The 25,493-nt window shown below is 60.6% G+C and carries 20 protein-coding genes and 2 tRNA genes; 12 read left to right on the forward strand and 10 right to left on the reverse strand.

All coding sequences use genetic code 11. The features are described from left to right. Positions 1-27: 27 nt before the first annotated feature. Positions 28-816, reverse strand: coding sequence for an SDR family NAD(P)-dependent oxidoreductase (locus HKD24_RS07570; RefSeq protein WP_194259739.1), 789 nt, complete (start codon positions 814-816; stop codon positions 28-30). 303 nt (positions 817-1,119) lie between these two features. On the opposite strand from HKD24_RS07570, the gene metK reads away from it, so the two are divergent. The 7 genes from metK (at position 1,120) to HKD24_RS07605 (ending at position 7,435) form a co-directional block, all read left to right on the forward strand. Then, the gene (gene metK, locus HKD24_RS07575; RefSeq protein ID WP_194259740.1) at positions 1,120-2,304 is read left to right on the forward strand and encodes a methionine adenosyltransferase; all 1,185 of its coding nucleotides are present in this window, start codon (positions 1,120-1,122) and stop codon (positions 2,302-2,304) included. Between the two features lie 15 nt (positions 2,305-2,319). Next, positions 2,320-3,015: a tRNA (guanine(46)-N(7))-methyltransferase TrmB gene (gene trmB / locus HKD24_RS07580; protein WP_194259829.1), complete on the forward strand. Its 696-nt coding sequence runs from the start codon at positions 2,320-2,322 to the stop codon at positions 3,013-3,015. Positions 3,016-3,053: 38 nt separating this feature from the next. After that, a complete protein-coding gene (locus HKD24_RS07585; protein WP_194259741.1) occupies positions 3,054-4,694 on the forward strand; it encodes an electron transfer flavoprotein-ubiquinone oxidoreductase in 1,641 nt (546 codons plus the stop codon). 106 nt (positions 4,695-4,800) lie between these two features. Beyond that, positions 4,801-5,550, forward strand: a complete 750-nt coding sequence (locus HKD24_RS07590; RefSeq protein ID WP_194259830.1) for an electron transfer flavoprotein subunit beta/FixA family protein — start codon at positions 4,801-4,803, stop codon at positions 5,548-5,550. Then, positions 5,550-6,455 (forward strand): FAD-binding protein, encoded by a 906-nt coding sequence (locus HKD24_RS07595; RefSeq protein ID WP_194259742.1) that lies wholly within the window; start codon positions 5,550-5,552, stop codon positions 6,453-6,455. Before HKD24_RS07590 ends, HKD24_RS07595 begins: the two co-directional genes overlap by 1 nt. 136 nt (positions 6,456-6,591) lie before the next feature. Next, positions 6,592-7,299 (forward strand): signal peptidase I, encoded by a 708-nt coding sequence (gene lepB, locus HKD24_RS07600; protein ID WP_194259743.1) that lies wholly within the window; start codon positions 6,592-6,594, stop codon positions 7,297-7,299. A gap of 59 nt (positions 7,300-7,358) precedes the next feature. Next, positions 7,359-7,435 (forward strand) — tRNA-Pro (locus HKD24_RS07605). A gap of 114 nt (positions 7,436-7,549) precedes the next feature. Here the strand turns inward: HKD24_RS07605 and HKD24_RS07610 are convergent. Continuing rightward, positions 7,550-8,860 carry a glycoside hydrolase family 68 protein gene (locus tag HKD24_RS07610; RefSeq protein ID WP_194259744.1) on the reverse strand — a complete coding sequence of 437 codons (1,311 nt, stop codon included), beginning with the start codon at positions 8,858-8,860 and terminating at the stop codon, positions 7,550-7,552. A 406-nt stretch (positions 8,861-9,266) separates the two neighbouring features. Beyond that, a complete protein-coding gene (gene hemH, locus HKD24_RS07615) occupies positions 9,267-10,298 on the reverse strand; it encodes a ferrochelatase (RefSeq protein ID WP_194259745.1) in 1,032 nt (343 codons plus the stop codon). A 459-nt stretch (positions 10,299-10,757) separates the two neighbouring features. Between hemH and HKD24_RS07620 the strand changes: the two genes are divergently transcribed. Next, entirely contained in the window at positions 10,758-11,180 is a 423-nt protein-coding gene (locus HKD24_RS07620) for a host attachment protein (RefSeq protein WP_194259746.1), read from the forward strand. Between the two features lie 102 nt (positions 11,181-11,282). Here the strand turns inward: HKD24_RS07620 and HKD24_RS07625 are convergent, their stop codons facing one another. The 4 genes from HKD24_RS07625 to HKD24_RS07640 all read right to left on the reverse strand — a co-directional run bounded on the left by HKD24_RS07625 (position 11,283) and on the right by HKD24_RS07640 (position 14,307). After that, positions 11,283-12,173, reverse strand: a complete 891-nt coding sequence (locus HKD24_RS07625; RefSeq protein WP_194259747.1) for an N-acetylmuramic acid 6-phosphate etherase — start codon at positions 12,171-12,173, stop codon at positions 11,283-11,285. A gap of 3 nt (positions 12,174-12,176) precedes the next feature. Next, positions 12,177-13,241, reverse strand: a complete 1,065-nt coding sequence (locus tag HKD24_RS07630; RefSeq protein ID WP_194259748.1) for an aspartate-semialdehyde dehydrogenase — start codon at positions 13,239-13,241, stop codon at positions 12,177-12,179. Between the two features lie 23 nt (positions 13,242-13,264). Further along, the gene (locus HKD24_RS07635; RefSeq protein WP_194259749.1) at positions 13,265-13,903 is read right to left on the reverse strand and encodes a 2OG-Fe(II) oxygenase family protein; all 639 of its coding nucleotides are present in this window, start codon (positions 13,901-13,903) and stop codon (positions 13,265-13,267) included. 80 nt (positions 13,904-13,983) lie between these two features. Then, on the reverse strand, positions 13,984-14,307 hold the full coding sequence (locus tag HKD24_RS07640; protein ID WP_194259750.1) for a hypothetical protein: 324 nt from the start codon (positions 14,305-14,307) through the stop codon (positions 13,984-13,986). Between the two features lie 192 nt (positions 14,308-14,499). Here HKD24_RS07640 and HKD24_RS07645 point away from each other — a divergent pair, with 192 nt between their 5' ends. Together HKD24_RS07645 and HKD24_RS07650 are read left to right on the forward strand one after the other, a co-directional pair. Continuing rightward, a complete protein-coding gene (locus HKD24_RS07645) occupies positions 14,500-15,462 on the forward strand; it encodes an alpha/beta hydrolase (RefSeq protein ID WP_194259751.1) in 963 nt (320 codons plus the stop codon). 132 nt (positions 15,463-15,594) lie between these two features. After that, entirely contained in the window at positions 15,595-18,252 is a 2,658-nt protein-coding gene (locus tag HKD24_RS07650; RefSeq protein ID WP_194259752.1) for a 2-oxoglutarate dehydrogenase E1 component, read from the forward strand. 22 nt (positions 18,253-18,274) lie between these two features. Here the strand turns inward: HKD24_RS07650 and HKD24_RS07655 are convergent, their stop codons facing one another. Beyond that, on the reverse strand, positions 18,275-18,436 hold the full coding sequence (locus HKD24_RS07655; protein ID WP_167494581.1) for a hypothetical protein: 162 nt from the start codon (positions 18,434-18,436) through the stop codon (positions 18,275-18,277). Between the two features lie 113 nt (positions 18,437-18,549). Next, positions 18,550-18,625: transfer RNA gene (locus HKD24_RS07660), tRNA-Lys, on the reverse strand. Between the two features lie 172 nt (positions 18,626-18,797). On the opposite strand from HKD24_RS07660, the gene arfB reads away from it, so the two are divergent. Together arfB and HKD24_RS07670 are read left to right on the forward strand one after the other, a co-directional pair. After that, entirely contained in the window at positions 18,798-19,220 is a 423-nt protein-coding gene (gene arfB, locus HKD24_RS07665; RefSeq protein ID WP_194259753.1) for an alternative ribosome rescue aminoacyl-tRNA hydrolase ArfB, read from the forward strand. Positions 19,221-19,554: 334 nt separating this feature from the next. After that, entirely contained in the window at positions 19,555-22,197 is a 2,643-nt protein-coding gene (locus tag HKD24_RS07670) for a TonB-dependent receptor plug domain-containing protein (RefSeq protein ID WP_194259754.1), read from the forward strand. 156 nt (positions 22,198-22,353) lie between these two features. Here HKD24_RS07670 and HKD24_RS07675 read toward each other — a convergent pair whose 3' ends face one another. After that, on the reverse strand, positions 22,354-25,383 hold the full coding sequence (locus HKD24_RS07675) for a Hint domain-containing protein (RefSeq protein ID WP_194259755.1): 3,030 nt from the start codon (positions 25,381-25,383) through the stop codon (positions 22,354-22,356). Positions 25,384-25,493 lie beyond the last annotated feature (110 nt).

Raw genomic sequence — 25,493 nt, forward strand, 5'->3', positions numbered from 1 at the left:
GGGCCCGGGCAGAGCCCGGATCTCGCATCAACCGCCAGCAATCGGCAGGTTCACACCCGTCATGAAGCTGGAATCATCCCCAAGCAGGAACGCCACCACACCAGGGATTTCGTTGATGTCACCATAGCGACGCATCGGGACGCTGCCGATCATCTGCTGGGCCACGACCTTGGGATCGGTGGAGAAATACTGGCTGCCGACCTTGGCCTGAAGCTCGACCTGACGCTCCCACATGAAGCCGGGCCCCATGTAACCGGGGCTGATGGCGTTCACGCGGATGTTGTAGGGGGCGAGGTCGAGCGCGGCCGTTTCGGTCAGGGCGATGATGGCGCCCTTGGACGCGCCATAGGCTGCCATGTTCGGCGGTCCCTTCACACCGGCCATGCTGGCAGTGTTGACGATGCGACCGTAGTTCTGCGTGATCATCTGGCGCGAAACGGCCTTGAGGACGTGGAAGGCGCCGGTGACGTTGATTGTCAGCACACGCGCGAAATCGTCGGACGGATAGTCCTGAACGGGGGCGAAGGCGCCCTGATAACCGGCATTGTTGAACAGGAAGTCGATCTTCCCGAAGTCCCGGACCACGGTATCCACAATCTGGGTCACGGCCTCTTCAGATGTGACGTCACAGATATAGGAGCGGGCTTCGACGCCCTTTTCACGGACGGCGGCTTCCGCCTTTTCCAGGGCCTCGCGGTTCATGTCCAGAAGGGCGATGGCCGTGCCCTCTTCTGCCAGACGGAGGGCGGTCGCAAGACCGATATTGCCGCCTGCGCCAGTGACCAGACAGACTTTACCGTTAAATTGATTCGACATGTCGAATGCCTCAAACTCTCTGTTTTTCCCGGGACCGTGCCCATGACGGGCAACAAGGTTCACGGGAGCACGAACGCAGCATGGACGGTGTCGTTGAAAAATGAAACGGGTTCGCGCGCTCTCTTTTTTGTGATTTGTGGCCGGTTTCCGGGACTTTCCCGCAGAAAACCGCGTTCAGCCTTCACGCAGCCCCTTGACCCTTGCGCCCAATTCCGCCAAGCCGTCCCCTCCCTGAATGCCACAGCCTGTCTGCCAAGACACCTTGTGGCCCTTCTCACCACTCATTCCCTGCGAGGTCCCTGAGTGCGCAATCACGGCGATTTCCTTTTCACGTCCGAGTCCGTTTCCGAGGGCCATCCCGACAAGGTGGCGGACCGCATTTCCGATACCGTTCTGGACGCCTATCTGCAGGCCGATCCGGAAGCGCGTGTTGCCTGTGAGACGCTGGTCACCACCAACCGCGTCATCCTGGCCGGTGAAGTCCGCGGCCCCAAAGAGGTCGAGGACACGCTGATCGACCGTGCCCGTGAAGCCATCAAGGACATCGGCTACGACCAGGAAGGTTTCTCCTGGAAGAAGGCCGACATCACTTCCTATCTGCACGCACAGTCCGCCGACATCGCCCAGGGCGTTGACAGCGGCAGCGACAAGGACGAGGGCGCTGGTGACCAGGGCATCATGTTCGGCTACGCCACGCGCGAAACCGAGCACCTGATGCCTGCGCCGCTGTTCTATGCGCAGACGATCCTCGAGCGCATCCGCGACTACCGCAAGAACGGTGACGCCCGTGGCGTCGGCCTTCTGCCGGATGCCAAGAGCCAGGTCACGCTGCGTTATGTCGATGGCAAGCCCGTTGGCGTCACGTCCGTCGTGATTTCCACGCAGCATGTCGAAGGCATGAGCCAGAACACGATCCGCGAGACCCTGCGCGACGTGGTCAACGGCATCCTGCCGGAAGGCTGGACCTGCCCGGAAGACGAGTTCTACGTGAACCCGACCGGCAACTTCGTCATCGGCGGACCGGACGGCGACGCAGGCCTGACGGGCCGCAAGATCATCGTCGACACCTATGGTGGCGCAGCCCCGCATGGTGGTGGCGCATTCTCCGGCAAGGACCCCACGAAGGTGGACCGTTCGGCAGCCTATGCCGCACGTTACCTCGCCAAGAACGTCGTGGCTGCCGGCCTTGCCGACCGCTGCACGATCCAGCTCAGCTACGCCATCGGCGTCTCCAAGCCGCTCTCGGTCTATGTTGACCTCGACGGCACGGGCAAGGATGTGGACGAAGCCCGTCTGGGTGCGATCCTCAACGAAGTTGTGGACCTCTCCCCGCGCGGCATCCGCAAGCATCTGCGTCTGAACCGTCCGATCTATGTTCCGACCTCCGCTTATGGCCATTTCGGTCGTGCGCCGGATCCGGTTCTGGACAACTTCACCTGGGAACAGACCGATCTGGTCACCACGCTGCGTGGCGCCCTGAACCGGTAATCTGGCAGAAAACCCCTGGTCGAGTCTCTCAAACCCCAGCCGGAGCGGCTTTACGGCCGCCAGCGCGGCCATCCGCTCCGGGCCCGGCAGCAGCACCTTCTTGAGAAGGCGCTGCCCCGGCTTTCCTTTACCTCACCGGAGAATCCCGCTGCGGGATTCTCCGATGCGGTTTCGCGCGTCTTTCTCGAAATCGGTTTTGGCGGCGGCGAACATGCCATCGGCCAGTCCGAACTGAACCCGGATGTCGGCTATATCGCCTCCGAGGTCTTCGAGAACGGTCTGTGCTCCCTGCTTTCGCGTCTTGTACCTGAAGGTGAGGAAGACACAACCACGCCGCCTCCCCATTTCCGCATCTGGGCCGAAGATGCCCGCCTGCTGCTCAAGGACATGCCCGATGCGTGTCTGGACCGGGCGTATCTGATGTTCCCGGACCCGTGGCCCAAGGCCCGGCATGCCAAGCGCCGCTTCGTGCATCCGGAAAACATCAGACAGATGCACCGCGTCCTGAAACCCGGAGCCATCTGGCGCGTCGCCAGTGACCATCCTGTCTATCAGGAGTGGGTCACGGAGGTGATGGGCCAGCAGGACCTGTTCGATGCGCCGCCCCCGGCCAAAGAACGTCCCGAAGGCTGGTCGCCCACGCGCTATGAGGCCAAGGCCTTCCGCGAAGGGCGTGTGCCATTCTACTGGACTTTCACGCGCCGTCCCTGAACTCTCCAACCCTGTTATTCAGCGAGTTTCCTGACATCATGACCCAGATCGAACGCGAAGAAATGGAATTCGATGTCGTGGTGGTCGGTGGCGGTCCCGCCGGTCTGTCCGCCGCGATCCGCCTGAAACAGCTGATGCCGGATGCAGGCATCTGCCTGATTGAAAAAGGCAGCGAGATCGGCGCCCATATTGTCTCGGGCGCCGTGATCGAGCCGCGCACGCTCGACGAACTTCTGCCGAACTGGCGCGATCTGGACGCCCCGCTCCGCACGCAGGTGACGGAAGAGCGGATGCTGTTCCTGACCGAAACGCGCTCGTTCGAGGTGCCGTATCTGGACCGCGTGATGCCGCAGATGGCCAATCACGGGAACTATGTCGTCTCACTGGGCGAAGTCTGCCGCTGGCTCGGCGAGCAGGCTGAGGCCCTTGGCGTGGAAATCTATCCGGGCTTTTCGGGCGCAGAGCTCTTCATCGAGGACAACCGTGTTGCCGGTGTGGTCACGGGTGACATGGGCATCGAGCGCAACGGCGAGCACGGGCCGAACTTCACGCCCGGCATGATCCTGCGCGCGAAGCAGACCATCCTGACTGAGGGCGCACGCGGCTCCCTCACGGGTCATGCCATGAAGCGTTTCGGCCTGCGCAAGGGCGTCGATCCGCAGACCTATGGCCTTGGCGTCAAGGAAGTCTGGGAAATTCCGGCCGAAAGACACCGCCCCGGCCTCGTGCAGCACAGCTTCGGCTGGCCGCTCGATGACCATACCTATGGTGGCGCCTGGCTCTATCATTTCGGGGAAAATCTGGTCAGCTTCGGCTTTGTGACCGGCCTCGATTACGCCAACACCTATCTGTCCCCGTTCGAAGAAATGCAGCGCACTAAGCTGCACCCGGCGTTCCGGGAGCATTTCGAAGGCGGCAAGCGCCTGATCTACGGTGCACGTGCGCTATCCGAAGGCGGTTTCCAGTCCATTCCGCGCCTGACCTTCCCGGGCGGTGTGCTGGCTGGTGATTCGGCAGGCTTCCTGAACGTGCCGAAGATCAAGGGCACGCATACGGCCATGAAATCCGGCATGATCGCGGCCGAAGCCGTGGCCGAGGCTCTGGAAAAAGACAAAAAGGAAGCCGCCAGCATGACGGCGCGTGTCCGCCAGTCCTGGCTGTGGTCCGAACTGCGCGACGTCCGCAACATCCGCCCGGCCTTCGCGAAATGGGGCATGAAGCTCGGCGCAATTTATGCCGGCATCGACAGCATGATCCTGCGCGGCCGGGCGCCCTGGACGCTGCGCCATCCGCATGCCGATAACGAGACGCTGCGCCCGGCCTCGCTGTGCAAGAAGATCGAATATCCCAAGCCTGACGGGAAGATCACCTTCGATCGCGTCAGCTCGGTCTTCCTGAGCGGCACGAACCACGAGGAAAACCAGCCGGTTCACCTCAAGCTGCGTAACGAGGCCATCTGGCGCACGGTCAATCATGACGTGTTCGATTCGCCGGAGAGCCGCTACTGCCCGGCCGGGGTGTATGAGCAGGAGCAGACGGGCGAAAACGCCTGGCAGCTCCGGATCAACGCCCAGAACTGCGTGCACTGCAAGACCTGCGACATCAAGGATCCGACGCAAAACATTGAATGGTGCACGCCCGAAGGTGGCGGCGGTCCGAACTATCCCGTCGGGATGTGAATTTCTTCCGACGATCGGGCGCATCCGGAGCGGAATGTGACTTTTTCAGTCAGTCCCGCTACGGTAACGCCCGTTTTTGTGGCGGCGACAGCAGCGAAAGATGACGATGAAAGTTCTGGTCCCAGTCAAACGGGTGGTCGATTACAACGTCAAGGTACGTGTAGCGGCCGATGGCAGCGGTGTCGAAACGCAGGGCGTGAAAATGTCCATGAATCCGTTCGACGAAATCGCGGTCGAAGAAGCGGTGCGCCTGCGTGAAAAGGGTGCCGCAAAAGAAGTCGTGGCCGTGACCATCGGCGCACAGGCCGCGCAGGACGTCCTGCGCACGGCCATGGCCATGGGTGCGGACCGCGCCATTCTCGTGCGTACGGACGACACGCTGGAGCCGCGCGCCGTGGCCAACGTGCTCAAAGCCATCGCCACGCGCGAGGAAGCCGGCCTGATCTGCATGGGCAAGCAGGCGATCGACGACGACATGAACGCCACGGGCCAGATCCTGGCCGCCAAGCTTGGCTGGCCGCAGGGCACGTTCGCCAGTGCCGTGACGGTTGCCGATGGTCGCGTCGAGGTCGCCCGCGAGATCGATGGCGGTACGGAAGTCGTGTCTCTCATGCTCCCGGCCGTGATCACGGCGGATCTGCGCCTCAACGAGCCGCGCTATGCGTCCCTGCCGAACATCATGAAGGCCCGCAAGAAACCGCTCGAGACGATCGAGATCGACAGCCTCGGCGTCGATACGGCCTCGCGCCTGACGGTGGTCTCCGTGGCCGAGCCGTCCGAGCGCAAGGAAGGCGTGAAGGTGAACAGCGCGGCCGAACTGGTCGAGAAGCTCAAGACAGAAGCGAAGGTGATCTGATGACCGCTCTTGTTCTGGTTGAAGTCGAAAACGGCGCGGTCCGTCAGGCTTCCCGTTCGGCCGTTGCCGCAGCCTCCCGCTTCGGTGACGTCGATGCCATCGTGTTCGGAGAGGGTGCGGAAGCCGCTGCTGCCCTGCCGAGGGTGACGCGCGTTCTCAGCGTGCCGGGTCTGGTCAATGATCTGGCCGAGCCCGCTGCCGATCTGCTCGCAACCCGCGCGAAGGACTACAGCCACATCGTGGCCGCAGCGTCCGCCACCGGCAAGAACATCCTGCCGCGCCTGGCAGGTCTGCTGGACGTGCAGCCCATCCCCGACGTGGTCGAGATCAAGGACGCTGACACGTTCGTGCGCCCGATCTATGCTGGCAACGCCCTGGCGACGGTCCGCTCTTCCGACAGCATCAAGGTGCTGACGATCCGCGGCTCCAATTTCGATCCGGTTGCGGCCGAAGGTGGCTCTGCTGCCGTTGAGACGGTCGAGGCTCCGGTCAGCGAAAAGTCCGTCTTCGTGAAGGTCGAGCTTTCGGCATCCGACCGTCCGGAACTGGAATCCGCCCGCGTGGTGATTTCCGGCGGCAAGGGCATGAAGGACGCAGCGAACTTCAAGCTGCTCGAACCCATCGCCGACAAGCTGCATGCTGCCATTGGCGCATCGCGTGCGGCCGTGGATTCCGGCTTTGCCCCGAACGAGATGCAGGTCGGCCAGACCGGCAAGATCGTGGCACCGGAACTCTACATCGCCGTGGGCCTGTCGGGGGCGATCCAGCATCTGGCCGGCATGAAGGACAGCCGCGTCATCGTGGCGATCAACGCCGATCCGGAAGCGCCGATCTTCAAGGTCGCCGATTACGGGATCGTGGGCGATCTGTTCGAAGTCCTGCCGGAGCTTGAAAAGGCGCTGTAAGGCGTCCTGTTCCTGAAACGGCAAAAAAGGGGCGCCCCATGACGGGACGCCCCTTTTTTCATGACAGGACCTGACAGAGGTTTAACTGGCTCTCCGCCGCCCATGAGGCACTCTTCCAGGCACGGAGACACCCATCATGCCCCTACGCAAGTTCGCCCGAGACATCCTGTCTTGCCTACCCGTCCTTCTGGGCTTCCTGACCATTCACAGCGCCCTTGCCGCCGCCTACATCGTGCCCTCGGCCTCGATGGAGCCGACACTGATGATCGGGGACCAGATTGGCGTCGTTGTGCCCTCTTATGGTCTCAGCACGGCCAACCTGCCCTTCGGTGATGCCCTGAAGCCGCATGACAGTAGCGGAGGACGCCTCTTCGGGCATCTGCCCCGCCGCGGAGACGTCGTCGTGTTCCGCGCACCGGCCAATCTGCATCAGACCTGGATCAAGCGCGTCATCGGCCTTCCCGGTGACAGGATCGCGCTCGTCCACGGACATGTCGTCCTGAATGGGACCGAACTGCCATGGAAGGACATGGGCCCTGCCCGCGAGGAGAGCCGCAGAGGCGTCTGGCTGCCCGCAGAACGCTATGAGGAAACCCTGCCGGGCAATGTGCATCACAACATCCTCAAACTCTCGCAGGACGGCGAACTGGATAACATCGCGCCTTTCACGGTCCCGGCCGGTCATTTGTTCGTCATGGGCGACAACCGCGACAATTCCGCCGACTCACGGGTGAGTGTTGCGGAAGGCGGCGTAGGGCTTCTTCCGGTCTGGAATCTTCAGGGACAGGCAAAAGCCGTCCTCTGGTCATGGAGACATATGACCCGAACGGCACTCATTCTCTGATTTTTCGCTCTGGCCTCTTGCAGGAAAGCGTTAACCCCTGTAGGAGAAGCGCCGTCGGCCGGAGTGTAGCTCAGCCTGGTAGAGCACTGTGTTCGGGACGCAGGGGCCGGAGGTTCGAATCCTCTCACTCCGACCAGCCGATAATTTTTCCAGAAATCGCCGATACAGTTTCTTGGCCTCAGGCCAGCGCATTTCTGCGCCTGAAACGCAGAAAAATGCCCTCCCCCTTTCGGAAGAGGGCAAAACGGCTTCAGGAACGCTTGTCCCAGGCCGAAGAGGTCGGCCAGACGCCCTGGGCGTAGACCTGACCATAAGCATGAACTTCCGTCAGGAAGGTCCGCTCACCGTCGAGGACGATCTTCACCGTCGGCGCCAGCGTGCCACCGATGCGATAGATTTCCGGATTCTGCGGATCAGCCGAACCGGGCTGCGGCAGGGTGTCAATGAAAGACTGCACGTAACCGGCAGGATCGACGAAGTGCGAGTAGGTCTCGTACGGCGCAGCGGACGGATTGCCGAGCACGAGGCCGGACCCGTTCAGCGGGGTATACGGGCCGAAAATGCCGTTGCGTGACACGAAACCATACACACCATCCGGACCCGTGCTGTTGCCGGTGAAGGTGGAGTGATGGGAAATCGTGAACAGATAGGTCAGACCGTCCTGGAACACGACATGGGGGCGTTCCGTCTGGTCATTGACGCCGAGCGCGGTGACAAGCGCCGGCAGCATTTCCCACTGCGAGAAATCACCCTTTGTGGAGTCGGATTTCAGACGCGCAATACCGATAGCGGCGGCACCATACTGCGCACCGGCCGGAACGGTCGTGGCCGGCGGCACGAGACCCATCTCGTCGGAGCCGATGGTGAAGTCACCGCGCATACCCGGAACATTGCCTTCAAACAGGGCATAGATCTGGTTGTCGTCCGGGTTACGGAAGATGTGCGGATCGCGGAAGTCCCAGTACTGGTCCTCGACGATGTTGGCGTAGTTCACGCCGTCCGCCTGGAACATGTCCGTGCAGACATCGAAGCCCTCGAACCACACGCCATTGGCATCCGCGAGAACACGGCCCGTCGTGTAGGACGGAACGGACTCGGACGGGGTGTCATTGACGGAGGTGTAGAACAGATCGACCGTGCTGCCGCTGTTCTCGCGCATGACCGCGCAGCCGGACCATTCCCAACTGCGGGAGTTGGCGCCTTCCTTGATGACACGACCGCCGAACTTCCAGTCCGCGCCATTGCCGGTGCGACTGTAGTAGTAGCCGATATAGGAATAGTTGTTGCGGCTGTGCCAGCCCTCAACCGTATCGCCCGTTGCGGAGCGGTCGGCCACGAGGGCGAACATGACGTACCAGCCTTTGAAGGTCACGGTTTTGCCGTGGATGTCGCGCAGCAGCCAGGTATCCCACTGCCACACATCGGAATCGATGACCGGGAAAGCATAGTCGATGACCGGCATGGTCGTGGTCGGATCATCGGTATGGATCTTCATCGCGTCAGCGATCGTCCAGCGCGAACCCGACTGGATTGCGCTTTGCGTGCTGGAAACAGCGTTCATGATTTTTCCCGTAAATGAAAAAAGAAAGTTTCAGACAGTTTCCAGGAACCGGAACATCGTATTGATTCCAGATCCTGGAAACCTTGCAGAAGAAAGCTGTCTCGGGCCTGTATGGAGCCGTAATTTCTCCACAGGACACCGTATCTTTCTTCTGAAGCAGGCAACAAAAAAAGGCCTGTCCTTTCGGAGAGACCTTTTTGCAAAAACTTTATCTCAAATTATTTTATGAGCCATTTATTGACTGTGTTTTATGGCTCAATGCCACAGTTATAGGGAAAGGCTGCGCGCAATGCAAGCCGAAAAATGCTGTACTTCCCCGCCGACCGTCGTCCGAGCCGCGCATGGGCACAAAAAAACCCACCCGGTGACGGGTGGGTTCCTTCAGGAAACCAGAAGGTTACAGCACTCAGCGGCGCTGGAAACCGGCCATTGCCGAGCGTGAAAGCTCTTCCAGAAGATCGACGGCGCCTTTCGAATCGTTCAGGCAGGGAATAAGGGCAAATTCCTCCCCTCCTGCTTCCATGAACTCTTCCCGAAGCTCGTTTCCGATTTCATCGAGAGTCTCAAGGCAGTCCACCATGAACCCTGGCATGATAACGGCGATCTTCGTGATGCCCTGCTTCGGAAGAGCCGTGACGAAGGGCGCCGTATAGGGCTGAACCCATTCGAGCGGTCCAAACCGGGACTGGAATGTCAGTGGCATCTGCGCTTCATCAAGATCCAGGGTCTTGCGCAGGGCAGCAATAGTCCGCTCGCATTCGTCGCGATACGTGTCGCCCTTTTCAATACAGACCTTGGGCAGCCCATGGAACGAGGCCACGATCTGCTGCGGCTTGAAGCTCAGACCGGCCAGCGTCTCCCGCACGGATGTCTCGAGAGCGCGGATGAATGCGGGATGATCCGGAAATGACGGGACGGTCAGCACGGCCGGCTGGCGACGCAGGCGCATGAGCGCGCGAAAAAGCTGATCGTTGGCGGTTGCGGTCGTTGTCGCGGAATATTGCGGGTAAAGCGCGATGCTGACGATCCGGTCGCAGCCCTGATCCATCAGGCTTTCAACAGCCTTCGCAACAGAAGGGCGACCATAACGCATCCCCCATTCAACGGGGACGCCATCGGCACGAAGCCGTTCCGCCAGACCTTCGGCCTGCCTGCGCGTATAGACCCGCAACGGGGACGCGTTTTCTTCCTTGTGCCAGATCCGCGCATAGTTTGCGCCGCTGGCAAAGGGACGTTTTGTCAGGATGATGCCCTGCAGGATCGGCTGCCAGATCAGGGGAGGGCTCTCGATGACACGTCGGTCAGAGAGAAATTCGCTCAGATATCGCCTTACCGAGAAATAGCCTGTGTCATCAGGCGTCCCGAGATTGATAAGGAGAATACCGGTCCGGCCTTCTGGCGGAGGAGCGATACGGGGGGTTTTGTGAAGAAATGCCATAGTGCCCTCTACTCTGGAACCGGGAAGGCACTTAGGAAAGAGGTAAAGCGTCTGGAGATACGCGCCCCTTGCGGGACGCTATCGTCGATGCCTTACTTTCGCATAGGAAACATCCGGTTTCCGCGTCCCTTGCAACATAGTATAGGCAAACACCGCAACAGCGATTGTCATCGGACCAACATACGGCAGAAGAGTATTCGTCAAAGCCATACTTGCCTCCTTTGAGCCTTTGGAAAAGATTTTCTGGTGGGCTCGATTCAGAGATTGAGCACATCGCGTCTGCGTTTCAACAAAAAAATTCCGAATTCTTCAAAAAACATTCAAGGAAATGAAATATTCCCCTGTTTTCAGCATATTAAGAGAATACGACTCTGCGTCACCTTGTCTGCTGATGGCAACCATCCCATCTCAAAGCTGTTACAGACGCACAGTCCGATTTTGAAACAAGGATTTCCAGACATGGCTACACAGGATCCCGTCATTTACGTTGTTGCCGACGGCGAAAAAGCCCGTTTCCTGCGCCTTGAAGGCCCGCAGCTCCGCACCATCGCAAGCTTCGACCTGCACAAGGGTTCCAATGCGGAGACGGATGTCGGCTCCATCAAGGCACCGCGCGAAAATCCGCATGAGCAGCTCAAGGAACATTTCACCCGCGATCTGGCTGGCCACATCAACAAGGCCGCACAGAACAGCGATGTGGAAGGAATCCTGCTTGTTGCACCGGCGCAGGCCATGCATGAAATCCGCGAACATCTCGACAAACCGACGACCAAGAAGCTCTTCAAGACGGTGGTCAAGGATCTCGTCAACACGCCTGACCACGACCTGCTGAAGCACCTCGACCGCCCGGAAACCGGCTGGCCCGAACTCGCTTCCGTCTGATTTCGATCAGATCTGCGGGATGGCTTTCAGACAGCTTTCCCGCAACACGGGATTGCCTCGCTTCGATCGTTTCCGGTCAGAGCGATGACAGTCCCGAAGACTTCAGATCCGTCTGGCAAGCGCCAGATGCAGATTTCCCCGCGTCTGTTCCAGAAGCGGCTCGATATCAGCCAGAGCCACTCCACGTCGCAACAGAACAGCCCGTTTCGTGTTCCCCTGGACCAGTTTGAGGGCTTCACGCGCCTCCTCGGCCGTTCCACCAGCCAATTCCATGACCATCCGCTCCGCACGGGCCTGAAGCTTGTCGTTGCTGATGCGCATATCCACCATGCGACCGCGATAGACATGCCCCAAGCGCGTCATCAGCGCCGTGGAAAACAGGTTCAGTGTGACTTTCTGCGCAGTCCCGGCGGCCATGCGCGTTGACCCAGCCAGAACCTCGGCACCCGTCGGAATGCAGATTCCGAGTTCCGCTTCCCTCAGCAGACGCGATTCCGGATTGCCGCTGATACCGATCGTCAGCGCACCCACTTCCCGCCCGAACTGAACGATGGCGCAGGTATAGGGCGTATTGCCGCTCGCCGCGACGCCGATCACCACGTCATGTTCATTCGGATGATGCTCCATCAGATCAAGCCGCGCCTGATCTTCCCGGTCCTCCGCGCCTTCGGCGGCCTGGGTCGTCGCCCCTGCCCCGCCGGCTAGAAGCAGAACCAGATTCTCCGGAGCCAGACCAAAGGTCGGCGTCAGTTCAACACCGTCCTGCAATCCGATCCGCCCGGACGTCCCCGCCCCCGCATAGACCAGCCGGCCACCAGCTTGCAGCCGGGGCACAGCTGCCTCGACGGCCCGCTCAATAGACGGCAATGCCTCGCCAACCCGGTCCAAAGCCGCTTTCTGGGACGTCAGAAGCCGGTCCAGAAGAACGTCGAGCGACAGGCGCTCGATATCCTCATTGGCTGCAAGAACCGTCTCGGTACGGGATAACGTCATCACTCAGTCTTCGTCTTCATCCGGCACTTCGTTGCGACGGAACAGCTGCCCGTCCTTTAGAAGCCCCTGCTCCACGATGCTTTCCGCAATCTGGACCGCATTGAGCGCCGCACCCTTGCGCAGGTTGTCGGACACACACCACAGCGCCAGACCGTTCTCGACCGACGGATCAATCCGCAGGCGGGATACATAGGTTGCATCCTCACCCACACATTCGATCGGCGTGACATAGCCGCCGTCTTCGCGCTCATCCCGCAGGATCACGCCCGGTGCCTTGCGCAGCGCCTCGCGTGCCTTCTTCAGATCAACCGGCTTCTCGCATTCGATGCTGATGGCCTCGGAATGTCCGATGAACACCGGAACGCGCACGCAGGTCGCTAGGACCTTGATGTCCGGGTCCATGATCTTGCGGGTCTCAACCACCATCTTCCATTCTTCCTTGGTCGCACCGTCGTCCATGAAACGGTCGATATGGGGAATGACGTTGAAGGCGATCTGCTTGGTGAACTGCGCGACCGTCGGCGGATCATTGACGAACGTGCCCTTGGTCTGGGCGAACAGCTCGTCCATGCCGTCCTTGCCCGCGCCGGAAACAGCCTGATAGGTCGAGACCACGATGCGCTTGATCCGGAACAGGTCATGCAGCGGCTTGAGCGCCACCAGCATCTGCGCGGTCGAGCAGTTCGGGTTGGCGATGATACCACGGCTGGCCTTGCCGATTGCCGCCGCATTCACTTCCGGCACGATCAGCGGCACGCCCGGCTCCATGCGGAAATGTGACGTGTTGTCGATCACCACACATCCCGCAGCCGCAGCCTTCGGCGCATAGACGGCCGAAACCGCACCACCCGGCGAGAACAGCGCAATATCCCAGCCCTTGAAGTCGAACGTTTCGAGGTTCTGGACCTTCAGGACTTTCTTGTCCCCGAAAGAAATCTCACGCCCGGCCGAACGCGGAGAAGCCAGCGCCACAACTTCATCGACCGGAAAGTCCCGCTCCGCCAGAATTCGCAGCAGTTCACGCCCCACCGCACCCGTGGCGCCAACAACCGCAACCCGATAACCCATGATCTTTTCCCGTTCCCTGAAAATCAGCCCGAAAAGGGCAGACGCTTTAAAAGCGCCGACAGACGGTGCCGCCGCAGTTCGTAGCGGGCCTTGCGCCCCGTCGCCATGTAGTTGAGCTGGATCGCATACCGTGTTCCCACGAACTGCCGGTGCCCATGCCAGGTCGCCGGACCGTTCGGAAACACCAGCAGTGTCCCTTCCGCCGGCGTCACCTCGACGTCGAAATCCTCGACATCATCCGGCCCGTTCAGCAGCCGCAGACAGCCATCACGCGACGCCCAGTCCTCGCCCCGCGGATTGAGATACAGCAGGATCGTGACCAGTTTGGCCTCAGAGTCCCGATGGATCCGCCCGTCCTTTTCCCGCGTGCGTCCGCGCACTGTCAGCATGGTCGGCGCATCCGCCAGATCCAGCCCGAATTTTTCAGCCACCAGCGCCTTGAGCTTCGGACCCTGCAGTTCCGCGATCATGGCCGAGACATGCGGCGTCAGCTTCAGCGCTTCCGGCGGAAAGGAGCCGCCGGATTTCATCTCCGGCAGTTCGGAGACAACCGCCTTCAGATCGTCATTGCCGATGAAGTGCGGCACCACCACATGCGGAAACGGTTTTTCCGCAACGGGCGTGCTCTCGAACGCATCATAATCAAGGGAAATCCTGCTCATGGTGCAGGAGGCTAGACGCGGCCCACGTCTGCGACAAGGCCTATTCCACACATGTGAGACCTGCCTTTTGCGAAAGAATATTACCCCCGCAGCAGCCTGTGCACCTTCACCATCCGGCTTGTCGCCAGATAGCGGACATATCCTGCCCCCAGACGGTTTGCACCACCTGTGCAGACATGGGGTTTCGGCTGGGACGAAACCTGCCCGTTCCATACGGTGTGCAGAAGGCGCGGATCGATCCTGCATTCCAGCAGTCGATGATCCACACCCGACTGACCAGCATCATCTGTCAGAACAGTATGCGCGGAGAGATCATCGCGCTGAGGGCCATCAGCCGCGAGGGACATCCCAGTCAGGGCAAGAACATTTCCTGTCACAACCGCCAGAAACAGCAGAGCACGCATGTGCGGAACTCCCATCTCAACGAGGCCGGCTCAAGACCGGTCATCGGACTAGACGACTCTCGGCCCTCAAAAGTTGCGGCAACTTTGTGGCAGATCGGACAGATTTCTGCCTTCAAGCGGTCCGACCACTGGAATCCCACATGATTTTCCTGCCTCAATTGCTCTCCATTTTCCGACCCAAGGCGTCCTTTCATGAACACACGTTCTCTGGTCCTTCCCGAACTTCTTCCACTCCTTGAGGAAATTCCGACAGTCGATCTGTCTCCTGAATCCCTGCCCGCATTCCGCAGCGGACTGGAACAGACTGCTGGCCAGTCCTTCCTTCAGGCCGAAGACTATCCCGTCACCCTTGAGCGCCTGAACATCCCTGGCACGGAAAACGCACCCCCCATCCGCCTCCTGACCGTCCGCCCCCGCAAGGAGGCCACAGGCCCGCGCCCGGCACTGCTGCATCTGCATGGCGGCGGCTATTTCGCTGGCCAGCCCGAGCTCACCACGACCCAGCTCTGCCAGTTCGCACAGGAGCTGGACTGCGTGGTCATCTCCCCTGATTACCGCCTTACCCCCGAACATCCGTTTCCGGCCGCGATCGAGGACGCCTACACAACGCTCTGCTGGATCACCCGCAATGCCGACACACTCGGGATCGACGCTGGCCGCATCGGTTTGACCGGCGAAAGCGCGGGCGGCGGCCTTGCTGCGGGACTGGCTCTGCTGACCCGGGACCGCGAAGGACCGACGCTGCTGTTCCAGAACCTCGTCTATCCCGTGCTCGACGACCACACGATTACGGGCCAGCCTGACGCTTCACCTGTCGGGGGCGAGTTCCTGTGGACCCGCGCCAGCAACACCTTCATGTGGACGGCCCTCCTCAATCCCGTAGCGCCCGGTTCGGCCGATGTCTCACCCTATGCCGCTCCCGCCCGCGCAACCGACCTGACCGATCTGCCCCCGGTTTATCTGTGTGTTGGCGCGCTGGACCTGTTTCTGGATGAAGATCTCGCCTATGCGCGGCGCCTGATCCATCAGGGTATCTCCGTAGAACTGGAAATCGTGCCCGGCGCCTGCCATATCTTCGACCAGACAGACACCCCGGTCGCCACCCGCTCCATCGCACGCCGGATTGACGCCATGAAACGCGGCTTCGGTCTCTGACAAAGGATGTTCGGGACAGGCAGAGATTGGCCCTCTTCTGCCAGTCCGCTAAACTGCGCGGCCATATGACAGCCCCCGGTTCCGCCTCTCCCCGGCAGGAGCGCGGCCCCCGGGGACACAGGAGACGAGTTCATGGGCGACCATCACGATGACCGGGACGCCATCAATGGCGAAAACACCGTCTATCTGGCGGAGCTGCACACACGCTGGCAGCACGACCCGGCCTCTGTGGACCCGGCTTTCGCGTCCCTGTTCGAGACCCTCGGCTCCGACCGCCTGACCGGCCCGGACACGGCTGATCAGAACGATGCCAGTGCCGAGAGCCTGAAATTCGCCTATCGCCTGCGCGGGCATTCCATCGCAGGGCTGGACCCGCTTGGCCTCGCCCCCACACCCGACATTGCCGAACTGACGCCTCCGGGTGCGGACCGGGACCTGATCGCCCGTCTGCGCCGCGCCTATTGCGGCACCACGGCCGCCGAGTTCATGCATCTTCAGGACCCGGCCCAGCGCCAGTGGTGGATCGACCGTCTGGAAAATCCGGCCCCCGGCCCGTCACTGGACCAGAAGCGCATTCTCCTCGCCCTGACCCGCGCCGAGGGCTTCGAGCAGTTCTGCCAGAAGCGCTTCATGGGCATGCGCCGCTTTGGCCTTGAAGGCGGCGAAAGCGTTATCGTGGCCCTAAGAACCCTGATCGATGCCGCGGCACAGGATGACGTACGTTCCGTCTCACTCGGCATGCCACATCGCGGCCGCCTGAACGTGATGGCCAACATCCTGCGCAAGCCGTTCGCCGCCATTTTCAGCGAATTCGCCGGCGCCTCTTTCAAACCCGATGACATCCAGGGCTCCGGAGACGTGAAGTACCATCTCGGCACCGCCACCACGCTTGAACATGCCGGCCACACCGTCCGCATCTCGCTCCTGCCCAACCCATCGCACCTGGAAGCGGTGGACCCGGTCGTGCTCGGCCGCGTCCGCGCCGATCAGGATCGCGAAAAGGATCGCAACCGCCAGCACCATCTGGGCATTCTCGTCCATGGTGACGCGGCCTTCGCCGGTCAGGGCGTGGTGTACGAAACCCTCAGCCTCTCGAAGCTGGAAGGCTACCGGACGGGTGGTACGGTTCACGTCATCATCAACAACCAGATCGGCTTCACCACCGTCCAGTCCGACGCCCATTCCGGCCTGCACAACACCGACATTGCCAAATCCGTTCAGGCCCCGATCCTGCACGTCAATGGCGACGATCCCGAAGCCGTCTCACGCTGTGCATTTTTGGCCCATGAATGGCGCCGCACGTTCCAGTCCGACATCGTGCTGGATGTCGTCTGCTATCGCCGTCACGGCCATAACGAGACCGACGAGCCCGCCTTCACGCAGCCCGCGATGGTCCACGCCATCCAGTCCCGCGCCACGACACGCAGCCTTTATGCCGCTCATCTGATCCGCAGCGGCGTCATGACCAAAGCCGAAGTCGAGGAGATGTGGACCCACTTCCAACACCGTCTGGAAGAACAGTTCGAGAAATCCAAAACCTATCAGCCCGACGGGACGGACTGGCTGGACGGCCCCGAAGATCCGACCCGCCTGCAGGACGAACAGGACCGCATCCAGCCCATGACCGGCGTACCTCTCCGGCGCCTTCAGGAAGTGGGAGAGGCCATCGGCACGATCCCCGAAGGTCTGGCCGTTCATCCGCGTCTGGCCCGGCAGATCATTGCCCGCGGCAAGGCCGTCGCCGATGGTGGTCCGATCGACTGGGCGACGGCCGAGGCCCTCGCTTTCGGAACACTGTCGATGGACGGACATCCCGTCCGCCTGTCCGGGCAGGACAGCCGCCGGGGCACGTTCAGCCAGCGTCATGCCGTCCTGTTCGATCAGGATACAGGACGCGAAGACACGCCCCTGACCCATATCGCACCCCATCAGGCACCCCTGAACATCTGGAACTCGCCGCTCTCGGAATATGCCGTCCTCGGCTTCGAATACGGCTATTCTCTCGGCGATCCGGAAGCGCTGGTCCTGTGGGAAGCGCAATTCGGCGATTTCGCCAATGGCGCGCAGATCATCCTCGACCAGTTCATCGCCTCGGGCGAAACCAAATGGCTGCGGACCTCCGGCCTGACCCTGCTCCTGCCGCATGGCTATGAAGGCGGCGGCCCGGAACATTCCTCAGCCCGCCCCGAGCGCATCCTTCAGCTCTGCGCCGAAAACAACATGCGCGTTTGTGACATCACCACGCCTGCCAACTATTTTCACGCCCTGCGCCGCCAGATCGCACGCCGCTGCCGCAAGCCGCTGGTCGTCTTCACGCCGAAATCCCTGCTGCGCAACAAAGACGCGGTTTCGATGCTGGACGCGATGGGGCCGCACACACGTTTCCAGCCCGTCATCGCGGACCCGGCAAAGGAAGACGGCGCACGACGCATCATCCTGTGCACCGGCAAGGTCTATTATGATCTCGTTGCCGAACGGACGCGCCAGAACCGTGACGACGTCGCCATCATCCGCATCGAGCAGCTCTATCCATTTCCGCATCACACCCTGATGGAGCAGCTTGCCCGCCATCCGGACGCGGAACAGGTCCTGTGGTGTCAGGAAGAGCCACAGAACAACGGTGCCTGGATTTTCGTGGACCGTCGCATCGAACGCGCACTGCGGGGCTGCAATCATCGCGTGCAGCGTCCGGACTATGTCGGTCGCGAAGGCGCAGCCTCACCCGCGACCGGTCTGCCCGGCGCTCATGCGGCCCAGCAGGCAAAACTGGTTCAAGACGCCCTGTCCTGAACCTTTTTACATCAGGAAAACCTCAGGTCGGGCCGCCCTGATAGCCATAGCTGCTGCGGCCCGCACCAACATTCCCATAGTCGTCGCCACGGAACTGCCGCGATCCCTGACCACCATAATCCGGCCCGCAGGCCGCAAGAGCCGCCAGCAGCGCAAGCGCCACCCCAATCCGAGCACGCGTCATCAGCGTTTCCCCTTAATGTCGTTCCGTTGCGCCACCCTACGCCGCAAAACGGCCATGCGCTACAGTGCAACCCTGGCAGGAGACGATGGTTTTTACAGATTTTAAAGGGGAGTTGGTGAACCGGCTGGGACTCGAACCCAGGACCATTCGATTAAAAGTCGAATGCTCTACCAACTGAGCTACCGGTTCATCCGCACGCTGGCTACCCCACAACCCATGAGGGCGTCAACCTCATCTCCCTGAAAAACAGGCCGTTTAGCCGGAGCCCTGCATGGTTTCCCACGCCGAAAGAGGCTATGGCCGCCAGACAGTCTGTTTTGCGGACGGCCGTTCCTTTTTCAGCTTCATAAGGAAGAGAGAGATGTCCATTCAGATTCTTCCCGGTCTCTTTCTCGAAGAAGACGAACTGAAAGTGACCTATATCCTGGCTTCCGGCCCGGGCGGACAGAACGTCAACAAGGTCGCCACCGCTGCACAGCTCCGGTTTGACGCTGCGCGTTCCCCTGCCCTTTCCGACCGTATCCGTACGCGGCTGATCGAACTCGCAGGCAGCCGCGCGACCCAGAATGGCGAAATCATCATCACGGGTCGCCGCTTTCGGACCCAGCAGCGGAACCGTGAAGACACCATCGAGCGTCTGGCAGAGCTGATCCGCAAGGCAGCTCACCGCCCGACATTCCGCGTTGCCACACGCCCGGGCAAAGCGGCGCGGCAGCGTCGCCTGGATGGCAAATCCCACCGGGCCGGCATCAAGCGCAACCGGAAGGTCCGTCTTGACGACTGAGAGAGCACAGACCGAAACAGAGCCAACGCACATTTATGCGTCTTCAACTGCCATCTGATACGTTCAAGTAACATAGAATCGCGCCATTCAGCCCCTGAGCGCCTCAGCTACCACATGACCGACTTTGAAAATATGTTTCCCGGTTGATACCCGATTGGAAACATCATGTCCGGAACAGGTACCCCCGCAGGCTTTTGTTGCCCTTATGCAACAGGCAGAAAATCTGTCACACGAATCATTTTTGCTACTTTCATGTAACGAGATTTTATCATTACTCTTTCGAAACCCCCTCTGAACCCAAGAGCGGCGTCTCATGGAGGTATAGATAGTAGTAATGAAGTACCGGCATCGCATCTCCCTGCTCATGACAACGGCCGTCTCGGTTATGCCCTGCATGTCTGCCATGGCCGCAACGACCACCGATCAGCCTGCCACCCGCCATCACAGCGCAAAGCCTACCAGCGCCGCTCACGCTGCTGCCCGGCCTGCCACAGCTTCAACGGCCAAGCCTGCGGCCGCACCGCGCCGCAAAAAGACCGACGTCAATTTCACGGGCGAAGCCGAAACGATCAACGTCACCACCGGTACCCATGCGACCAACCGCAAGGCGCGCGAAAGCTCGTCCCCCGTCAGCGTGATTTCGGCCGCAACCTTGCGCCATTCCGGCATGATGAACGTCGCCGACGCCCTGACGCGTACCTACGCTTCCATCAACGTTGTGGCCATGGGCGCGGATTCCGCAGCCCTGACGTCCTCCATCCAGATGCGCGGTCTCGGTCCGAATGAAGTCCTGGTTCTGGTGGACGGCAAGCGCCGCCACAACACAGCCAACATCACGGCCGATGCCGGCCCGCAGTTCGGCTCCACAGGCGCCGATCTGAACACGATCCCCGCAAGCGCCATCGACCATATCGAAGTGCTGGAAGACGGTGCCGCCGCGATGTACGGCTCCGACGCCATTGCAGGCGTGGTGAACATCATCACCAAGAAGCAGGCACACGCCATCCACACTTCTGTGCAGACCGGCGCAAACGCCTATAACGGCGACGGCTGGCAGTACAAGGTTGATGCCGATGGTGGTGTGAAATGGGGCAATGACGGCTACCTGCATCTCAGCGGCGAAGTCTATCACACCGATCACATGGTCGTCGGCGCACGCGATCACCGCCTGATCGGAAGCTGGCCCACCAATGCCACCACGACGGGTTACTATACCGGCCTCGTTCCAAACGCGATGAACGTGCCTGCTGATTCCAACAAGATCATGAGCACGCCGGAAGAGACCCGCGAAAGCCTCGCCATCGACTTCGGCAAGACCCTTACCGAAGGCGTGAATTTCTACGGCCTCATCACCTACATGCACCGCCATGGCGAAGCCTATGAAAACTACCGGACGCCGGCGATCGCGCCGACCATGTATCCGGCCGGTTTCTCACCGCTCGAAACATCGGAAGAGAACGATTACGCCGCTACACTTGGCCTCAAGGGAGACAATTTCTTCGGGTTCGACTGGGATCTGAGCACCACATACGGCGCGGATGGCAACAAGATCGGCAACAAGAACACGGCCAATACGGGCATGCTCGCCAGCACCTGCTCGACCGATCCGACGTCGTCCTATTATTCAACCGATGGCTGCGGCTGGTCACCCAACACGACGCGTGCCGAAACCTATCGCATGGCGCAGTGGACCAACAATCTGGATTTCCGCCGCCAGTTCAACATCGCCCATACCGTTCCGATGACACTGGCCTTCGGTGGCGAGCATCGTCTCGAAACCTATCAGATCAAGGCCGGTACCCCGCCGTCCTATGAACTGGGTGGGACGCAGGGCTATGCCGGTCTCGGCCCCAACAGTGCCGGCAACTGGAGCCGTGACATCTGGGCGGCCTATATTGATGGCGACTTCCATCCGCTCAAGCACTGGGATCTCGATTTCGCCGGGCGTTTCGAGCACTACACCGATGTCGGCAACACGGAAAACGGCAAGGTCTCGACCCGTTACGACGTAACCAGCAAGATTGCGCTCCGCGGCACGATCAGCACCGGCTTCCGTGCGCCCACCCTGGCCGAGCAGCATTACAGCGCCATGAACGTGGACCCGACCGGCGCCTCTGGTCTGCTTCCCGTCAGTTCAACGGCCGCACGCGTCCTGGGTGCCAGTGCCCTGAAGCCGGAGCGCTCCGTCAGCGCCAGCGGTGGTATCGTTGTGGAACCCGTGAAGAACTTCCATGTCGAAGCGGACGTCTATCAGATCAATCTGCGTGACCGCATCGTGGGTGGTGGCACCGTCAAGGGCGAGTCCGCCATCGAGGCTATTGAAGCCATGGGATATTCCCTGCCGCTCAACAGCATCACGCCTGACAACGTGTCCGCCTACTACATGACCAACGGCGCCAGCACCCGCACGCAGGGTCTGGATATCAAAGCGGATTACATGATCCGCTTCCACAATGCCGGTAACCTGAACCTCAGCATGGCGCTGGACCTGAACCGTACGCGCCTACACCACAATGGCACCGACACCAACGGCAATCCGCTGCTGAATGCCCAGAACATCGCCTATATCACGACCGCCTATCCGCGCAGCAAGATCATCCTGAACGCGCTCTATACGGTCGGAAAATGGGACTTCAACGTCCGTCAGACACGGTATGGCGAAACCACGTCCATGCTGACCTACTACGACTGGACGGACAAGACGCTCCCCTGCCCGAGCGGTGGAAGCCTGGCCTATTCCAACAGCTGCTTTGCGCAGTTCAAGAATACGCCGCGCTGGCTGACGGATATCGAAGTCGGCTACCGCTTCAACAGCAACTGGCATCTGGCGATCGGCGCGAACAACATCTTCAACGTCCGCCCCCGTCGCGTCCAGCAGATCAACAACTCCCGCGGCGCCCAGATCTACGACCAGTTCTCGCTGCAAGTGCCCATCACGGGCGGTTATTACTACGGACGGATCAACGCCAACTTCTGAGACCGTTTTTCCAACTGCCCCTAGAAAAAGGCGTCCCATACAGGGGCGCCTTTTTTGTTGAAACTGCGCTCCAGACCAGCGCCTGAGAGAATGGACAAAGAAAAAGGTCTCACCCCCGAAGGGATGAGGCCTTTTTCAGTTTCAGACCGGATGGTCTTAGGCAGTGTGGGCCGTTTCGGCTTCTTCCGAAGCGACCAGATACGGGCCTGCGGCCAGAACCTGGATGGCCAGCATGCCGAGGCTGTTCGGCTGACGTGCCGTCAGGGACAGCATGGCGTTGCCGTTTGTCCAGCGCGCTGCGATGTTTTCCTGAACATCCCAGCCAGCCAGACCAGCTTCCGTCAGGTGCTGGTCGATGCGGATCGTGTTGCCAGAGTCGAACAGCGTGATCTCACCGACGAGAACACCGAGGTCACGACGGTCATCCACGAACGGTCCAACCGTCTCGCTCGGGCGGGACGTGCGGGACATCAGGCGAACTTCCGTCACGTCGGACGGGATCATGAACATCACGCGGTCATTGGCGGTCCGAACCTGATGAATGGTCTGGCCCGTGCTGGTGACGAGATGCAGACCCGAGTCTTCGGTCAGGACCGGAGCCGGGCTGGTGTTCTCAAGACCGGCGTTGATGGCGCGGGCTTCGATCTCACGGAAGATCGGCTCGACCACCTCGTGGCTGACAACCAGCGGTGCAGCTGCGTCATCATTCCAGTTGCGTGCACGGCCACCGAGCGACACGACGGTGCCGTTCTGGCGGAAGGAGTGACGGTTCCCGGTATCGAGATAGCTTTCCGTCATCATGCCATCAGCCATGATCACCGAATGCTCTGCCGTTTCCACATGGAAGTAGTCATAGGACGGCATGGTGCGGTCATAGACCACGGAACGACCGTTCACGAGCATACGGGCCGGGATGAAGCCGCCATTGATGAACAGGCAGTGCTCCGGCGTGACCAGCATGTCCTTGTAAGGCACGCCCTCAGCCAGCGCATCCTTCATGATGCGGACCGGATAACCTGCCTCGGCATCGCTCAGACCCGTCTTGGCAACCATATGTGCCCGGCCGGCCCAGGTGACGGTGCGCTCAACGGCCTCACCATTCACGAAAGCCAGAACCGTGCTGCCCAGACGCAGGGTCTCGACGGCAACGTCGCCTTCCGGCGTACGGATCATGCTGCCTGCGAGGAAGCAGGTCGTGGTGCCATTGTCTTCAACAATCCAGCCGTTGCTGCCGTCCTGAACGATGGTCGCCGTGGCGGCAGGCGTGAAACCGTCAGCCGTATGGATGTTGCCATAGGTCAGCTGGCGGCCGTCAGCCAGCGTGATCGTCAGGGTGTAGGAGCCATCGTTATTCGGCGTGTAGGTCGCAGCCGTCGGAGCGGATGTGACACCGGAGATACCGAAATGCGTGTTGGCGGACACACCGTTGATGACGATGTTCTGGTTGTTGGCCGAGTTGTTATGCAGGAAGCCGTTGGCTTCGACATAAACCGTATTCACCGTCGAAGGATCAACATTGATGGTGTTGATGCTTTCGCTCGGGTCCAGGAACAGGCTGCTGTCCTGCGACAGGTTGACCGTACCGCCACTGATCCAGAGCGGGTTGGTCGCCGAGCCCAGCGTGGCGTTGATCAGGTTGATCGTGCCGCCGTTATTGACGTTGTTGGTATCGAACACGACGTTGTTGTCGTTGTTCATGATCGTGATCGTACCGTCGTCACGGTTCATCGTGACGCCGCCGAGTTCAACCTTCGACGGGGTGTTGATCAGGATCGTGCCGTCGTTTTCGAAGCCGGCCGTGGCAAAGACATAGCCGTTGTAGTTGTTGCCGCCATTTGCCGTGATTTCCAGCGTGCTGTTCTGCCAGACGCTGAGGCTGCGGATCTGGTTGTAGGACGGTGCGTTGGCGACAACGGTAGTCGGCGTGGTGTTACCGTAATAGCCGACATTGACGTCAGCATTCTGCTCGCTCTGCGGAATGGCGTCGCCGTTGAAGGAGTTGCCCGTCGTATTAATGACATGGCCCTGGCCGTCATACAGCGTCCAGTTCTTCGGATCGTACCAGTCACCGCCGGTGGCGGGACCGGTCCAGCGCCATGCGGCATCGTGATTGTGATAGCTGACGGCATTGGTGCTGTACTGGGAGGTGTCACCACCGGCGCTGGCTGCCGCAGCGGCCGTCGAAGCCATCTGCTGGTGCAGATCGCTCGTAGCATAAGACGCCGAAGCCGTGCTCGTACCGGCATCTTCGATCAGCCAGCCCTGCGTTCCGTCCTGGACGATCGTTGCGTGGGCAGCAGGCGTGAAGCCGTCTGCGACATGAACCGTCGGATAGGTAATGGCACGACCGTTACTGAGATTGATCGTCAGGGTGTAGGACCCGTCGGAGTTCTCGGCATAGGTGGCGGAGGTCGGCGTGGAGTCACCGCCGCTCAGGACACCAAAATGGGTGTTTTCAGACACGCCGTTGATAACGGTGTTCTGCACGGAACCGCTGTCGTTGGTGTAGAGGTTCCGGACATAGATCGTGTTGACGCTTGCCGGATCGACGTTAAGCGTGGAGCCTTCGCCATACAGACCTGCAACGAGCGTGCTGTTCTGAAGGTTGACCGTACCACCAGCGATCGAAACGGGAGCGGTCTCGCTGCCAAGGGTCGAGTTGACCAGGTTCAGCGTACCGTTGTTCAGGCGCGCATCGTCAAGCGTCACGTTCCCGTTGTTGTTCATGATCGTCAGGGTGCCGTCGCCTGACGTCACGCCGCCGAGTTCGACCTTGGACGGGGTATCGACGATGATCGTACCGTAGTTTTCCAGACCGGCCGTTGCGAAAACATTTCCGTTTCCGCCCTGCGCCGTGATCTTCAGGGTGCTGTTCTGCCAGACGCTGAGGCTGCGGATCTGGTTGTAAAGCACGGCATTCGATACGACCACGAACGGCGTGGTGTTGCCGTAATAACCGACATTGACGTCCGCATTCTGCTCGCTCTGGGGAATGGCGTCGCCGCTGAAGGAGCTATCGGTCGTGTCCACCGGATTGCCGGCATTTTTCAGAGCCCAGTTGCTCGGATCGGACCAGTCACCGCCCGTTGAGGAGCCAGCCCATTCCCAGGCATAGTCATGCTGATGAAAACTGGTTTCGCCGCTCTTGTAGGTGACGTCGTCGGTTCCGTTGGTCGTATCGGCCATGATGAGATCTTCCAAAAAGATTTCCGGCAGAGAAGACTCGCCGGTGTAGGTTTGGGAATTGCTAACGGTTTCAAATAAGGCGCGCAAGTTAATAATATGCAAACCGCGAC

Source organism: Gluconobacter vitians (assembly GCF_015244565.1).
In the GTDB taxonomy this organism is placed as follows: Bacteria; Pseudomonadota; Alphaproteobacteria; order Acetobacterales; family Acetobacteraceae; genus Gluconobacter; species Gluconobacter vitians.